Raw genomic sequence first — 16,009 nt, forward strand, 5'->3', positions numbered from 1 at the left:
GCTGATCAGGCTTTCTTGGTGCTAGCGCGAGGGGCTTTGGGTTTTGCCGCTGCTTTAGGCTTTGCCGGGGCTGCTGTGGCGACAGTCGCTTTGATTGCAGGTTTTGCCACCGGAGGGGTAGCTTCTGCCAGCATGATCGGCGGCGGCTCAGCAACAGGCGCTGGCTTAGGCTCGACAGCCTTGGGGGCAACAGGTGCAGGTGCAGGTGCTGCTTGTGCCGCTGCCAGTGCATCGACCTTGCGGGACAATTCCTGTAACTGTTTACGCAAAGCGCGATTTTCACGGCGCAAGGCTTGCTGTTTCTCGAAGGCCGCGTTCATCTCTGTGCGAGTGGGCAGGTTAGCGGATGCATACACGCTATCCAGCTCGGCATTAATGCCTTGCTTCAGCGCCATCAATGCATTGACCAAATCGCCGTACACCACCTGATATTCATCCGTCATGGCAAACTTGGCGTACACCTGTTCATTGACATCGACCCACAAATCATAGAGTTCGCGTAGGGAATTGATTGTTTTGCCATCGTTACGCATTGCCTCAACCCGTTCGCGCAAGGCTTGCACCGATTCGATCCCCTGTTTAGCAAAGGCTTTCAGGTAATCATCCATCGCTTCCTGATAGTTAGCACTCAGTTGGGAGAGTGCTTGCAAGCGTTCCTGCGATTCGCGGTTGTAACCGACAGCAGGCGTCCCTAGCACTTTGCGCAGTTGCTCGCTCCAGTTTTCGGACGTTGGCATGTGGAAACCACCCGCGCCCATTTCCTGAAATGCCTGCATTCCCATGCTGTTGAGCACGCGCTGCCAGCTATCCAGCGCCGACTGGCCTACGCCGAAACCGTGAGCGCCAAACTTGCCCATTTCAAGCTGACCGCAGCATTGGCGGAAACCGGCTTCCATCGAATCCATCCACGTTGTGATGGTGTCTTTATCGGCGTTGCCTGTTTGTTGGGCATTGTAAGCATTTTCAGCAAGGTTCATGTACACCTTGCCCATTTCAACCATGCGCTGGAAAGCGTCGGTAGACGCACCGGGTACTGTATGTGGGCTGACGGCTTTCCACCATTGTTCCAGACCTTGCGTCCAGGCAGGAGCACCGAATCCAGGAGCGCCAAGTCCGGGGATACCAAGCCCAGCGGGTGAATGACCGGGTTGCCCCATTTTGGAAAGATCTGACCACGCATCCCAATAGCGACGTTGTGCATCAGACCAGTTTTTCATCATATCTTCAGACCAATCTACCATCACAGTACCCATCCTCCACGTAAAAATAGTGTCTTTTAGCAGCTTAACATGCTACTTTGTGCATCGCAACAATGTTGACAGTCGCCTACTTTACGACTTGCCAAGAGCAAGCATCTCAGCTTATTGTTGACAACCTGAACATATACCACAAAGATTTAGCTACTTTAATACTCTAGGAGAACGTTTCATGCGCGAAGATATAGTGATCGTAGCCGCAGGCAGAACTGCAGTTGGTACTTTTGGTGGTGCACTCGCTGCCATTCCTGCTTCTGAACTCGGTGCAACCGTCATCAAAGGGCTGCTGGAGCGTTCCGGCCTGAAACCTGAGCAAATCAATGAAGTCATTCTGGGTCAGGTACTGACCGCTGGCGTTGGCCAAAACCCGGCTCGCCAAACCGTATTGTCAGCAGGTCTGCCCAATGAAGTTCCGGCCATGACCATCAACAAGGTTTGTGGCAGCGGCCTGAAAGCCGTGCATCTGGCTTACCAAGCGGTCGCTTGCGGCGATGCTGACATCGTGATCGCAGGTGGTCAGGAAACCATGAGTGCTTCCGCGCACGTTTTGCCTAATTCACGTAACGGCCAAAAAATGGGCGACTGGAAAATGGTCGACACCATGATCAAAGACGGCCTGTGGTGTGCGTTCAATGATTGCCACATGGGCATTACCGCTGAAAATATTGCTGACAAATACGGCTTCAGCCGTGAAGCGCAAGACGAATTCGCGGCTGGTTCACAGCAGAAGACTGAAGCGGCGCAAAAAGCGGGCGTGTTCAACGACGAAATCATCCCTGTCGTCATCCCGCAGCGCAAAGGCGACCCGGTCGTGTTCAACACGGACGAATTCCCACGCGCTGGCACAACAGCGGCTTCCCTCGGCAAACTGCGCCCGGCTTTCAAGAAAGACGGCTCGGTCACAGCGGGCAATGCTTCCGGCATCAACGACGGTGCAGCCGCCGTGATCGTGATGACCGCAGCCAAGGCTAAAGAACTCGGCTTGACCCCGCTGGCGCGTATCGTGTCTTTCTCCAGCGCGGGCGTTGACCCAGCGATCATGGGCACTGGCCCGATCCCTGCTACCACTAAATGTTTGGAAAAAGCAGGCTGGAGCGTTGGCGACCTCGACATGATCGAAGCCAACGAAGCCTTTGCAGCACAAGCTATGTCGGTCAATGAAAGCCTTGGCTTTGACCTGAGCAAGGTCAACGTTAGCGGCGGCGCGATTTCACTGGGTCACCCGATTGGTGCATCCGGCGCTCGTGTACTGGTCACACTGCTGCACGGCATGAAGCGCACGGGCGCGAAAAAAGGTCTGGCGACACTGTGTATCGGTGGCGGTCAAGGCGTAGCGATGGCCGTTGAAGCGGTTTAATTGATAATTTTTGAGGAGTATTGAATATGAGTAAAGTTGCACTGGTAACAGGCGGTACAGGCGGTATTGGTAACGCGATTTGCAAGCAATTCGCAGAAGATGGCTACAAAGTTGTCACCACTTACTTCGAGCCAGAAGAGCAAGCCAAAGCATGGCAAGCTAAGCAGGGTTACGAAGTAGCCATCTACCCTTGCGATGTCAGCAACTATGACGATTGCGTCAAACTGAAAGAATCGGTTATTGCTGATTTCGGTCAAGTTGACATTATCGTGAACTGCGCGGGCATCACCCGTGACGCGACCTTCAAGAAAATCACCCCAGCACATTGGGCTGCGGTCATGAAAACCAACCTCGACAGCGTGTTCAACGTCACTCACCAGTTCGTTAACGAAATGGCTGAGCGTGGTTTTGGTCGTGTGATCAACATTTCTTCCATCAATGGTCAAAAAGGCCAGTTTGGCCAAACCAACTACAGCGCTGCCAAAGCAGGCGTACACGGTTTCGGCATGGCGTTGGCTCAAGAAGTCGCTCGCAAAGGCGTGACCATCAACACCTTGTCACCGGGCTACATCGCGACTGAAATGGTGATGGCGATTGCTGAAGAAGTGCGTAACAAAATCATTGCGCAAATCCCGGTTGGCCGTTTGGGTACACCTGAAGAAATGGCTGCGATCGTTTCCTTCTTGGCATCCGACAAAGCGGGCTTCATCACTGGTGCGAACATCTCTGCCAACGGTGGTCAGTTCATTCACTGATATTGTTCAAGGGGCGTATTCAATACGCCCCTACCCCAATTCCCCCCCTTCTATTCACCACTTTTGTGCATTGCCATACTGTTTTTGTGTACATAACAAAACGTTAACCTATAAAATCCCCCTCAGAAGCTGCTTTCACGCAGCAGCCGTTAATTTTATTTATTTCATCACAGTAGCACTGACGAAGATCCTATGGCCGAAGAACGCATTATTAAGAAATACCCGAATCGCCGTTTGTACGACACTACCCAGAGTTGTTACATCACGCTGAGCGATGTCCGCGATTTGGTGTTGGCGGAAACGCCTTTCAAAGTCATCGACCGGCAATCGAACGATGACATTACCCGCAGCATCTTGCTGCAAATCATTATGGAACAGGAGTCGGGCGGGCAACCGTTGTTTAGCGCCGATATTCTGGAACAATTCATCCGCAATTACAGTGATGCTACCCGCAAGGGTTTCATGGAATACATGGAGCAAAGTGTCGGTTTGTTTACCAGCCAGCAAAGCGCTATGCAGGAACAAATGCATAAAGTTTTGACCGGCACACCGCTGGATGCGTGGATGAAAGTTGGCGAGCAAAACGTGCAAACTTGGCAGAAAATGCAGGAAAGCATTATGGGTACGTTGAAGCCGAAGAAGTAGATTCTCATGCCTGATTTCAGTTTACCTGTCGCCCGTTACCGTTTTACGTTTCGGGCGCTGACTTCCATCCAATTCCCGGCTTATGCTGGCTCGACGTGGCGGGGCGCGTTTGGTCATGCACTGCGCCATACCGTGTGTATTACCCGTGAACCTGATTGCCGCAACTGTTTGTTGTGGCGTTCGTGCGTTTACAGTCAGGTGTTTGAGACGCCAGCGGGGCATGAGCCTTTGCTGCAAAAGGTCAGCGCCGCGCCCCACCCTTATATTATGCAACCGTTGGCTACGTCGGGGCGGCAATATGCGCCGGGGGAAAGCTTTGTGCTGCATTTGACCTTGTTGGGGGCGGCGATTGAGCATTTGCCTTACCTTATCCATGCCATGCGGCAGGTGGGGGAACGCGGTATCGGTAAGGGTGATGGGCGTTATGCGCTGGAGGCGGTAGCGCAGGAAACCGTGGCGGGGAGCGATGTGTGGCAAACTATCCATACACCCGGTGGCAGTTTGCAGGCATTGCCGGGCAGTGTGCCGCTGATTCCGCCGTTGCCGGAACAGGTGCGGGTGGTGTTGCAGACGCCGTTACGCTTGTTGCAGGAGGGAACGCCGATCCGCAGCGGGCGTTTCAATTTTCAGCTTTTCATGAATACGGTGATGCGGCGGATTTCCTTGTTGCACGCTTATCATGCGGGGGTGGAGCTGCCGGGCGATTTCAAGGCATTGAGCCAACAGGCGGCGGGCGTGGCGTTGCACGCGGTGGACTTGCGTTGGCATGAGTGGTCGCGCTATTCCAACCGCCAGCAAAACAAGGTGCAAATGGGCGGGCTGGTGGGCAGCTTTGCCTTGGTGGGCGCGGGGTTGGAAGATTTCTGGCCGTGGTTGTGGCTGGGGCAATGGGTACACGCGGGTAAAGGGGCGGTGATGGGCATGGGCGAGTATGCGCTGCATGGCGAGGGAGAAGAAAATCCCCTCTGCCCACCTGCTGCAAAGGAAGATTGAAATCGACCTTTCATCGGGCAAGCGTTTGGTATAATATCAATCTATCCACACAGTCGGCGCACGGTGTGAGCTGTTTAAAAACCTAACTCGGTTAATTTTATAGCAAGGCAACTTTTTATACAGCCGATTTCCTGCTAAGGGTCTCTGTAACCCACTGATTCAAAAGGCCGATTAGACACGAGCCCTCTGAAGACCGCCCTGATTTAAAAGGGATTAAGACGTTTCCGCCCTTGGCGTATAACCAAGCGATTGATGCTCTGAAGACCGCCCTGATTTAAAAGGGATTAAGACCACCAGCTTCAGCGCATTTTGCCAATTGACCACCTCTGAAGACCGCCCTGATTTAAAAGGGATTAAGACATCGGCTGGATTTCGTATTCAGCAAAGCAGGTGCGCTCTGAAGACCGCCCTGATTTAAAAGGGATTAAGACGCGGCGCGGAACATCAATACCACGTCTTTTCCGCCTCTGAAGACCGCCCTGATTTAAAAGGGATTAAGACGCTGCATCACAGTCTTCATCAGCGAATGCAACCTCTGAAGACCGCCCTGATTTAAAAGGGATTAAGACTGTTGAAAGAATCATGGTGGTGTCCTTGTAAGTCTCTGAAGACCGCCCTGATTTAAAAGGGATTAAGACGTTAGCGTCCTCAACATCACCGTGTGAGAACAGCTCTGAAGACCGCCCTGATTTAAAAGGGATTAAGACTGGCAAGAGCCACTTTAACTTCAGTCATGCTGACCTCTGAAGACCGCCCTGATTTAAAAGGGATTAAGACGAGGGAAAGATTCCCACCTTTGGCGTAAAGGTCTCTGAAGACCGCCCTGATTTAAAAGGGATTAAGACCAAACACGTACCAAGGGCATTTGTGCTCGCTGCGGCTCTGAAGACCGCCCTGATTTAAAAGGGATTAAGACCGACATTAATGCAATGGCGCGTTTTTTGTTTCCTCTGAAGACCGCCCTGATTTAAAAGGGATTAAGACACCGCCACTATCGCCAAGGCGTAAAAAAACCCTCTGAAGACCGCCCTGATTTAAAGAAGAAAATCCTCCCCCAGCCCCTCCTTTTGCAAAGGAGGGGAGCAAGACAATGTATCCACTTAATTCTTCAGGGTGTTGTCTGGTCTCCCCTTTTGCAAAAGGGGGATTTAGGGGAATAAACTTCATCGTTAACTTCTAAATCCTCACCGAACTCGACACCGCCCTCACCCAAATCCACCAACAGACCCATTCTTAAGCCCCCCTTTGCAAAAGGGGGGTTGGGGGGATTTTCTCCCCACTTCCGCTTATAATTCCCCTCATGAACCAACCTGATCCTACTCTGCCCCATACGTACCCGCGCCGCATCCTGCTCGCGGTCGCCGCCTATTCCCCGCAAATTGTGACCGAAACCTGTTACGCGCTGGCGCTGCAAACTGACCCGCCGTGGCTGCCCACCGAAGTGCATATCATCACCACCCAACGCGGTGCTGAGTATGTGCGTGCTGGTTTGTGCGCCACTCGTCAGAATGAGCTGGGGAAATTGTGTGCGGATTACGCCTTGCCTCCGCCAGCTTTCGACTCCAGCCACATCCACCTGATTACCGATGCGCAAGGCATAGCGCTGGAGGATGTACGCAACGGCACCGACAACACCCACGCCGCCGATTTCATCACCCGCACGGTGCGGCGCTTTACCGCTGACCCGCACACCAGCCTGCACGTCTCGCTGTCGGGCGGACGCCGTACTATGACGTATTACATCGGCTACGCGCTGTCGCTGTTCGGCAGGCCGCAAGACCGCCTCAGCCATGTGCTGATCGAAGACGAATATTATTTCAACCGCGAATTTTACTACCCGCCACCGCGCCCGGTCTGGGTGATGCGCGAAGATGGCAGCGGCTTTGATGCCGCCAAGGTGGAGGTCACGCTGGCGGACATTCCCTTCGTGCGCTTGCGTGAAGGTTTACCGACCGAGTTACTCGAAGGCAACAGCACGTTCAGCACCACGATCCACGCCGCGCAACGCCGCTTCGACCCGGTGCAAGTGCGATTGGATTGGCAGCAAGCCAGCCTGCACTGCGGCGGGGTTGCCGTCCCCATGCCGCCGGTGCAACTGGCGTTTTATGCGTGGATGTTGCACCGCTGTGCGCAAAACCAACCCCCAGTGCATTGGACAACGCCAGAAACCCCCGATCTGGCCAGCCAATTTTTGCACATTTACCAACGCCTGCACGGGCAAACCGGCAGTTACGAGCAAGTCGCGCTGGCCTTGCGCGACGGCATCACCAAACCGTGGTTTGAGGAACGCAAATCCCACACCCACAAAGCGCTGAAAAAAGCGCTGGGCATGGCAGCGGCCGAGCCTTACCTTATCCAGCCGCACGGCAGCAAACCACGTACCCACTTTGGCCTCAACCTGCTGCTGGATGCACTCGACTTTCACCCGAACCTTAACTGAATGTGACCGCTATCACGGTATCCACACCATTATTCAGGGATAATTCAAGCAAGTCTTACGTCGGGCAAATTTCGGGGGCTACTCATGGATATTCTCACCATTTTATTTGTATTGCTGCTGGGTGCGGCAGCGGGTTCTTGGCTGGGTCATTACAGCGGCTACCGCGAAGGGCTAGTCAAAGGCAAACATGATGGTGTCAAGGAAGGGATGAAAGAATACCTGCGTAAAGAACTCATCGAGTCCAAGGCATTGGGTGGCAGTTACAACATCGAGGCTTTATTCCAAGTCCGCGAAGAACTCCAGGGTGCTATCCAACCGAAACAGGCACAGAAAAAAGAAAAGTCGTCATGGCTGGCGTGGGTGATCCTCGCGCTGACGGTACTGTGGTTGTGGGGCAGCATAGTGGGTTTCGACTCAACTTATTAACCAATTCAGAGAGAGATGGCGCATGGGAATGCTGGTGTATGCGTATTGGCTAAGCCGCTGGGCAGCGGCAAGTTTACAAAAATTTGAAGCCACCTTTTTCAGTGACCCATGGGACAAAACCCCCGTGCCGGTACTGTCACCCCCGCAAGGCTGGGGGGTAGCGCTGGAATCCGCCAGTAAAAGCTGGTCGGCTTGGCATACCTGAAAAAACCGGGGCGGGTTTGACAAGCTTGTCATGAGTGACAGGCGCGGCTGTTTAGTTAATAATCATAAATATCATTTATTGGGTTTATCACAAAGGGGCTGTTAACGCTCCTCAAGGGTTGCACATGGCTTATTACGCTTACTTGTTCGAGGCAAAATCGATCCAGTCCTACATCTTTGCCACAAACAAACTCAAAGAAATCATCGGTGGTAGCGAGTTGATTGAACGATTAACTGCTAATGACGGATTGCTCAGACAAACACTGATATCACTGGGGTTTGAAGAAGATGCTGATATTCGCCTGTCCCGTTGTGGTGGTGCTGCCTTCTATGCCTTTAGCGAGAACGAAGAAAACCTCAAAAAACTCGCCAATCTTTGGCCTTTAGTGTTTCGCCAGTACGCGCCAGATATGGAGTTTATCCACGCTATGGCAGAAGGCAAAAACGCGGTTGATGCTTTCAAAACGGCACATGATGCGTTAATGGCTGACCGTAACCGTCCTAAAGTGAAATTACCGCAAGCAGGCGTATATACCTTGCGCTTTGGCCGCACAGGCGAACCTGTAACGGATTGTAAGGGCACGGGTGAGAAGCGTGAATGTTTCGACCAGATCACATTAAGAAAACGGGCTTTTTCCAACAGTGAAGCACTGGCTCAACGAGTCATGTGGGACTCTCATCGGGGTGAGTGGCCGGTCAACCTCACCCCCGAAGAAGGACAGGACGGCAAAAACCTTCCCTTTACCAACGATAACCGTCTGGTTGGTTTGATTCATGCCGATGGCAATGGATTTGGACAGTTGCTGATGGATTTGAAAGATAACGTAGATAAAAAAATCATCACTAATGAACAGTATATCGACGTATTTCGTAACATTTCAGAGTCGATTAAAACCGCCACGGAAGCAGCGGCAGCCAATGCGGTTAGTAAAGTTCTATTTCCGAAAATGGACGGTGGTTTGTTTCCCGCTCGCCCTATCGTATTGGGTGGTGACGACCTGACCATGATCGTGCGTGCTGATCTTGCCTTACCCTTTACGCAAGCATTCCTAAAGGCGTTTGAACAAGAGAGCCATAATCAATTTGAACTGCTTAGAAGCAATTATCCAAACTTGAAAGGCATCATTCCTGAAAGATTGACTGCGTGCGCAGGCATTGTTTATGCCAAATCCAGCCAGCCGTTCTCACTGTTACATGATCTGGCAGAAGGTTTGTGTAAGCACACCAAAACGATTGCCAAGCGATCTGACAACCTATTGGGTAAGCAAGTGCCGTCCTCCCTGACGTTCTATCGCGTGACAACTTCCTTGATTGATGACTTCAAAGACATTCTCAAGAATGAATTAACCACAAGGAACATTTGCTTAAGCCGTGGCTGCTACACGCTGGATGCACATGACAAGCTGCCCAACCTGCCAGACTTGCTAGCATTGCAGGTATTTCTGGCGAAGTCCGAAGTATCACGAGGGGCGTTGCGTCAGGTCACAGGTTTGCTACACCAGTCACCAGAACAAGCACAACGCCGCTACGAACGCTGGAAAGAAGTGATGCAAGATCGTGATCAAAACAACTGGAACACGTTTAATGAGCTATTCCGCAAGCTCAGCGAACCAAAAAGCGACTTTGACGTAAACCACAAACAAGCAGTGCCATTTGAAGATGTGCTGTCACTCAGTGCCGTCAGCAATGTTGATGTATTGAATACCGCAGAGGGGGCGAACGCATGAGTTATCAGCTCAAAATTGATATTCAAAGTTACTGGCATCCCGGCACTGGGCGCGGGCAAGGTAGCGATGTGGATGCCCTCACTCACCGTGATGCGCATGGTTTGCCGATCCTGCCGGGCAGAACCATCAAAGGCATTTTGCGCGATGCGGTCACACGTTGGGAGCAATTCACACAATCCAGCAGCCAACCAACACTGGCAGAGCAATTGTTTGGTGCAGGAACCGATGCCGAAGAAAAGTGGCTGGGTTCAGTACGTGTAAGCGATGCGGTGTTAGCCGATGACATCCGCTATTACCTGCTGAAGGATAAAAACCTGTTAACGGGCTTGTACCGCAGCATCCACGCGACTGCCATCAAGCACGAAACGGGAACAGCGGTAGATCAAAGCCTGCGCGGCATGGAAGTAATCGTGCCGCTAACCCTCTACGCGACACTGGATGAAGTCCCCAATGCACCACACAAAGTTGCCAACTGGCATAAAGCCATTGAGCAAACACTCGGCCTGATTCAAGCCGTGGGTGCGCACCGTACACGCGGTTTAGGCCGAGCTGTCGTCACGCTGGTGGAGGGTAACAAATGAAAACACTGGATTTAGTGATTACCTTGCTGGATGACTGCATTTTCAGCGAACGCAATGCCACCGAAGGTGCACATCAGGCACTGGATTATATTCCGGGCGGTGCATTACTCGGGGCAGTCGCGGCACAGCTTTACCCGATGATGGAGAACGCACAAGCGTTTGACTGGTTTCATGCCGGAAAAGTACGGTTTGGCAATGCTTACCCCTTAACCGCAAGCGGGCAACAAACTTTCCCCATGCCTGCCTGCTGGCATCAGGCCAAAGGTGAAAGTGCGGTTGAGGGTGACAAGGTTGATGATGGAAAAGTTTGGCGGTTGGATAAGTGTAAGGAAAACAACCTATCCAATAATAAGCAACCTCAGCAATTACGCGCTGGTTATGTGTCGCTGAATGGGCTGCTGGCCGAAACACACAAATCCTTCCGCATGAAAACCGCTATTGATGCGGAAAAAGGCAGGGCAAAAGAGTCTGCCCTGTTTGGCTACGATGCACTTCAGGCAGGGCAACGTTTTTATGCTCAAGTGAGTTGTGACGCTACCATTACTGATGCTGACATTAGCAAACTGAAAACTGTTTTTAGCAAACCCGTGTTGTTAGGGCGGTCACGCAGTGCCGAATATGGTCGGGCAAACATTGAAATACTCACAACCCCACAAGCAATTCGTCCAGCCAAGTCCAGCAATACAGAAATCACTCTCTGGTTGCTATCCGACCTGATGGCATTGGATGAATACGGTCAACCGACCTTATCACCTGCCCCACAGGATTTAGGTTTGCCAACCGGCAAACTGCTTGCAGAAAACAGCTTCCTGCGTACCCGCCGTTATTCAACGTGGAATGCCCACAAGCAAGGCTACGAAATGGAACGGCAAGTGATCAGCAAGGGCAGCGTGCTGGTGTATCAACTGGATACCTCCCTGACAGATGAACACCTGAAAATGATTGCTGCCGGTTTAGGCGTGGAACGGCAGGCAGGCTTGGGGCAGGTGTGGCTGAATCCACCATTGCTAGCGGGTGAAAAACCTCAATTCGAAAAATCAGCAACATCTCTTGCAAGCAAGCCGATAGAGCTGAAAGAACCCGCGAAGAAACCAGAGCTAATCGCATGGTTGGAATCACGACAGAGCCAGAAAGTGAGCAAACAAGATTTTGCAAAACAAGCCAAACAAATTGCACGCGGCTACAGAGCATTGATGCAAGGTGTGCGCGAGCTGAAAGGTCTGGATGCCAGCGTGCATGTGGGGCCTTCGCACAGCCAATGGGGTGTAGTGCTTGCCGCAGCCAAGAGTCGGCAGGATTTGGACAAGCTATTTAATGCCACCGATGGCTCATTCAAGGCTAAAGGCGAAGGCTGGAAAGATGAGTTCTGGAGTGAAACAACGCAGCAACCTGTCAGCTTCTACAACTGGTTCAAAGCTGAATACACCAAACAGCCGAACGCACAGTTCATCCAGCAATTGGTACGCGAACTCATGGCAGAGCTGAATGCCGATAAAGGAGGCCGGGCATGAAATCACAACAACCCGTTTTTCATGTTGCCCGCGTAACATTGGAAACCGTTACCCCCTTGTCGATTGCCACAGGCAAAGCCAACGGCGTATTCGATACCAGTCTGGTGATGGATGCCAACGGCCTTCCCACTATTCCCGGCTCCAGTCTGACGGGCGTATTGCGCCATTTGTATCAGACCGAGCACGACGAACCCGGCTCAAATGCGGTATTCGGTTATCAGAACCGTCAGAAAAGTGAAGACAGCCAACCGTCACGTTTGCAAGTGTCGTGGGGCTGCATTCAGGACAGCAAGGGCAAAGCGATTCAAGGTTTAGCCTTGGGAAGCAATCGCACCAAGCTTGAGAGTGACCTGATTTTGAAGGTGGCATTAGGCTTAGCTGATGCCCCCGCTAACCGCGATCGTGTCCGCCTTAACCATAAGGGTGCAGCGGCTGATAAAGGCAAATTTGACCGTGCCGTATTACCGGCGGGTTATCGTTTTACCGTAGAGTTTTCCTTGTGGAGCGACACAGCACATGACGCGCAATGGGAACGGGTGTTGGAATTATTGAATCACCCCCTGTTCCGTTTGGGCGGCTCAACCCGCGCTGGCTTAGGCAAACTAAGCGTGATTGAAGTGCAAGAGCTTGTCAGCGATCTTTCCCAAGAGTCAGGCAGAAAAATATTTACTGCCATGAAGCGCGATATGGATGATCGTACTGGTTTCAAGTTACGTAAGTTGCCCACTTGGCAGTCAGACGAAAAAGTTGTCACGGCAACCCTCAGCCTGAAGCCCAATAGCTATTGGCGTATCGGTCAGGGTGAGAAGCCTAATCTGGCAGACAGCAACGGCAAAACCGCTGACCTGCTACCAAAACTGGAACAACGCATCAGTTGGAACAAGCAACATCAGGCTGAACCTGCTACCGAAAAGCTATTGATCCCTGGTTCTTCAGTGAAAGGTGCACTATCACATCGCATTGCTTTTCATGCTAACCGTTTCAGCGAACAACCCCGCTGGGCAGATGACATGACTGAGGATGAACTGAAGATCTACGACAAATCGGAACACTGTGAAGCCGTCAAGGAATTATTCGGGTTTGCCAACGACGAGCAACGTGAAGACAAGTACAAGGGACAAGCCGGTCGCGTACTGATTGACGATGCTTACCGTGAATTTTCCAACACGGATTTGCAAATGATCATGCACAACTCGATTGACCGTTTCTCTGGCAGTGTGCGTGACCACATGCTGTTTTCCGAAGAAATGGTGTGGGGTAAAGGCATTGAATTGCAGTTGACCATCAAAAAAGACGACAAGATTTCCAGCGTGGCGAAGCAAGCCTTGCAACAGGCTTTAGCTGATTTGTATGAGGGGCGCTTGGCTCTGGGTGCAGGTGTTTCCAAAGGACACGGCTTATTTACCGGCACGATTAAATGGTCAGATGATGGCAAATGGATTGGGGAGCAAGCCTGATGAATGCACAAGAAATTATGAAGCAATATGAAGGGCTGCGTAGAGCCATGCCCGATGCGAAACTGCCTGCCTTGGAAGCTGATGCTTACCAGTTAACTGTAATGCATAAAACTGAGAACTCAGCGGAAAGTGCATATGCCGTGTTGGATAGTTTCAACCCGGTCGCGGGCTGGATGGGGTTTCAGTCGGGTAATCAGCATTTCAACCATGAACCTTTACCAAAAGCCGGGGCAAATTACGGGCAGTTGCTGAACGCTGAAGTGACCAATGGTAAAGGGGCTTCCCTGCACGTGCGCTACAACGGTAATGGTGGTTGGGTAGTAACAGAATATGGTTATTCGGCAGGCAATGACTATCTGGCCGACAAGGTTCGGCACGTGGCTTCGTTTGATAAAGACGGTAATACCACCTTGCAGTATTTGCGGTTCTGGCAGGAAAAGGCCGAGGTGTTGGGTGTGAACCCTGTGTTTGCTTGTTTTGTTGGATTTGGGGGTAAAGCGTAATGGAACAGATCAATGCACCTTATAATTTTGTGCCGCTTTCCGACAAAGTGGTTATCCCTGAGTGGGGTGACAAGGTTTCACATGACCTGCCGTTTCGGGATGGGGTGAGCGGGGAGTTGGAACTGACGATTGAAGCCTTAGCACCGATCATGGTCGGCGGCGAACAAAAGCAGGGAACAGAAAGGGAATCCGGGCAAGTCCACTTTTTCCAGACACCGGACAAGCGTTATGCCATTCCCGGTTCCAGTGTGCGAGGTGTTATTCGTAGTGTAACCGAAATCGCAACCTTTTCACGGATGAACCGGATTGACGATAAACGCTATGGCCTGCGAGATATTTCAGGAAGATATGTCGCTGATTCTTATGCCGGGCGGGTACGCAACAATGTCAGCTATGGCTTTCTGCACCTGAATGCTCAAGGCAAACCGTCGATCACGCCTTGCAGCATGGTTCGCTTGAGCCACCGTGAACTTGAAAAATGGTGGAACATTAGAGCACCCGTATTTGCAGCTCGAACATCCGTAAAACAAAAATATGAGCTATGGCAGCAGCTATGCAAGACAAATGCGATTGCAGATGCCTATGACCTTTCGTTTAGCCATGATTCTCTTGAAGTATCAGAAATCGGGCTGGGTCAACTCAAGGGATTCCCTGTATTTACGGGGCAGATTAATGCTGAAAACCCTACTGATAACCGCTTTGGTACAAAGTACAAAGGCCGTCCCAAAAACAAAGACTTCGTGTTTCATTCTGAACGATCAAACGAGACATTTATACTGGATGAGATAGACAAAGCCGCATGGCGTGACTTCCTGTTCATCCATGGCGAAGAGGATGGCAAACCGGATATGTCATGGCCAGGATTCTGGAAAAAGCGCTTTTGGGATAAACAACGAGTTCCTGTTTTCTATATTAAGGGTAAAGACCGGCTACAGATTGGATTAGCTTATATGCCCAAACTGGCGGGGGACTTTTCTATCCATGACATGCTACAACACACTGATAAAGCGCATATCGATGAGACAAAGCCAGACTTCGCGGCGCTGCTATTTGGGCGCGTTGGCGATAAACCAGAAGATGCTTTGAAAGGGCGTGTTTACTTTGAGCCAGCTTTTTTGCAGGGGCAAGCCAACGTCAATCAACGACCTAATGAAACCATTCTAAATGGTGCAAAGCCCAGTTATTTCCCGAATTACATCTATCAAACTGTCGATAGGTCAGGTGAAAAACTCGCATCAGGCCAATACGCCACTTATGTGTATAGTTCTAGTAACCCAGCTCCAGAACTGAGGGGCTGGAAGCGTTATCCAGTACGTGCAGATAATGAGGTGGCAACCCAACCCTTGGGTGATAAACAAACTACCAAGGTACAAACCTGCTTACATACGCTGGCAAAAGGCTCAACCTTCAAGGGGCGCTTGGTGTTCCATAACCTGAAACCTCAGGAATTGGGTGCATTGCTGTGGGCTTTGCAATTTGAAGGTAAGCGCCACAACCTTGGCATGGCAAAATCGTTTGGCTACGGTCAGATTAGTATCAAATTAGATTGGGATACGAGCAAACTTGTTTGCAATGATCCTAAAAGAGCACCTCAGACTCAAGCTGATGATTATATCAGTGAATTCAAACAGTATATGTCTGGGCAGCTCGGAAAGGACTGGAGAACATCCACACCAATTGAAGCTTTGACTGCTATGGCTGATCCTGCTTGTCGACATCAGTTTGCAGGTGATTTGAAGCACATGGTAATGGGTATGGGGAAAAATAATGATTTTGTGACAGCTAAACAAAACGCATTTGTGCTGGAGTCCTACGTCAAGGATGAACGCAAACTCAAGCGCTCCAGTCATGTCTCGATAACATTGTTTGCAGCACCTTCTGATTCAAAGTATGAAGTGGAAATCGAGGAAACGAATGAGGTTTGGGAAAACGCCAAAATCCAATACGACCCTAGTAAATCAACATTGACCGCAACTACGGCACAAGGCAAGGCCACTCTCAATGGTGCTGATGCCAAGAGTTTGGTTAATACCTTATCAGGTGGCGAACAGAAGAAGGCCAAGAATAACCAATTACTGAAGTCAGTTTCTGTTGAGGGTAGGGGTAACGCCCTCAAAATCAAGGCGTTTTTTTAGCATAGGGCTTTACACACCC

The 16,009-nt window shown here is 51.1% G+C and carries 14 protein-coding genes and 1 CRISPR repeat array; of the genes, 13 read left to right on the top strand and 1 reads right to left on the bottom strand.

The genetic code is table 11. From position 1 onward, the window contains the following. Positions 1 to 5: 5 nt before the first annotated feature. The gene (phaE, locus tag J9253_RS12440) at positions 6 to 1,241 is read right to left on the bottom strand and encodes a class III poly(R)-hydroxyalkanoic acid synthase subunit PhaE (protein WP_210221273.1); all 1,236 of its coding nucleotides are present in this window, start codon (positions 1,239 to 1,241) and stop codon (positions 6 to 8) included. Positions 1,242 to 1,428: 187 nt separating this feature from the next. On the opposite strand from phaE, the gene J9253_RS12445 reads away from it, so the two are divergent. The 13 genes from J9253_RS12445 (at position 1,429) to J9253_RS12505 (ending at position 15,990) form a co-directional block, all read left to right on the top strand. Then, on the top strand, positions 1,429 to 2,613 hold the full coding sequence (locus J9253_RS12445) for an acetyl-CoA C-acetyltransferase (RefSeq protein WP_210221274.1): 1,185 nt from the start codon (positions 1,429 to 1,431) through the stop codon (positions 2,611 to 2,613). Between the two features lie 26 nt (positions 2,614 to 2,639). Continuing rightward, positions 2,640 to 3,368 (top strand): acetoacetyl-CoA reductase, encoded by a 729-nt coding sequence (gene phbB, locus J9253_RS12450; protein ID WP_028490539.1) that lies wholly within the window; start codon positions 2,640 to 2,642, stop codon positions 3,366 to 3,368. Positions 3,369 to 3,560: 192 nt separating this feature from the next. After that, entirely contained in the window at positions 3,561 to 4,013 is a 453-nt protein-coding gene (phaR, locus tag J9253_RS12455) for a polyhydroxyalkanoate synthesis repressor PhaR (RefSeq protein WP_210221275.1), read from the top strand. 6 nt (positions 4,014 to 4,019) lie between these two features. Then, the gene (gene cas6 / locus J9253_RS12460) at positions 4,020 to 5,006 is read left to right on the top strand and encodes a CRISPR system precrRNA processing endoribonuclease RAMP protein Cas6 (RefSeq protein WP_210221276.1); all 987 of its coding nucleotides are present in this window, start codon (positions 4,020 to 4,022) and stop codon (positions 5,004 to 5,006) included. Between the two features lie 184 nt (positions 5,007 to 5,190). Then, positions 5,191 to 5,990: direct repeats of the CRISPR family, unit length 36 nt; unit sequence CTCTGAAGACCGCCCTGATTTAAAAGGGATTAAGAC. 316 nt (positions 5,991 to 6,306) lie between these two features. After that, entirely contained in the window at positions 6,307 to 7,446 is a 1,140-nt protein-coding gene (gene csm6, locus J9253_RS12465) for a CRISPR-associated ring nuclease Csm6 (protein ID WP_210221277.1), read from the top strand. Between the two features lie 84 nt (positions 7,447 to 7,530). Next, on the top strand, positions 7,531 to 7,872 hold the full coding sequence (locus J9253_RS12470; RefSeq protein WP_210221278.1) for a hypothetical protein: 342 nt from the start codon (positions 7,531 to 7,533) through the stop codon (positions 7,870 to 7,872). A gap of 22 nt (positions 7,873 to 7,894) precedes the next feature. Next, positions 7,895 to 8,077, top strand: a complete 183-nt coding sequence (locus tag J9253_RS12475; protein ID WP_210221279.1) for a hypothetical protein — start codon at positions 7,895 to 7,897, stop codon at positions 8,075 to 8,077. 124 nt (positions 8,078 to 8,201) lie between these two features. Beyond that, a complete protein-coding gene (locus tag J9253_RS12480; RefSeq protein ID WP_210221280.1) occupies positions 8,202 to 9,803 on the top strand; it encodes a Cas10/Cmr2 second palm domain-containing protein in 1,602 nt (533 codons plus the stop codon). Then, on the top strand, positions 9,800 to 10,384 hold the full coding sequence (locus J9253_RS12485) for an RAMP superfamily CRISPR-associated protein (protein WP_210221281.1): 585 nt from the start codon (positions 9,800 to 9,802) through the stop codon (positions 10,382 to 10,384). Before J9253_RS12480 ends, J9253_RS12485 begins: the two co-directional genes overlap by 4 nt. Then, a complete protein-coding gene (locus tag J9253_RS12490; protein WP_210221282.1) occupies positions 10,381 to 11,895 on the top strand; it encodes a hypothetical protein in 1,515 nt (504 codons plus the stop codon). The genes J9253_RS12485 and J9253_RS12490 overlap by 4 nt, the downstream gene beginning before the upstream one ends. After that, the gene (locus J9253_RS12495) at positions 11,892 to 13,352 is read left to right on the top strand and encodes an RAMP superfamily CRISPR-associated protein (protein WP_210221283.1); all 1,461 of its coding nucleotides are present in this window, start codon (positions 11,892 to 11,894) and stop codon (positions 13,350 to 13,352) included. The genes J9253_RS12490 and J9253_RS12495 overlap by 4 nt, the downstream gene beginning before the upstream one ends. Further along, the gene (locus tag J9253_RS12500) at positions 13,352 to 13,855 is read left to right on the top strand and encodes a hypothetical protein (RefSeq protein WP_210221284.1); all 504 of its coding nucleotides are present in this window, start codon (positions 13,352 to 13,354) and stop codon (positions 13,853 to 13,855) included. Before J9253_RS12495 ends, J9253_RS12500 begins: the two co-directional genes overlap by 1 nt. After that, positions 13,855 to 15,990, top strand: coding sequence for a TIGR03986 family type III CRISPR-associated RAMP protein (locus tag J9253_RS12505; protein WP_210221285.1), 2,136 nt, complete (start codon positions 13,855 to 13,857; stop codon positions 15,988 to 15,990). The genes J9253_RS12500 and J9253_RS12505 overlap by 1 nt, the downstream gene beginning before the upstream one ends. Positions 15,991 to 16,009: the final 19 nt, after the last annotated feature.

This window comes from Thiothrix litoralis, from assembly GCF_017901135.1.
Taxonomy (GTDB): domain Bacteria; phylum Pseudomonadota; class Gammaproteobacteria; order Thiotrichales; family Thiotrichaceae; genus Thiothrix; species Thiothrix litoralis.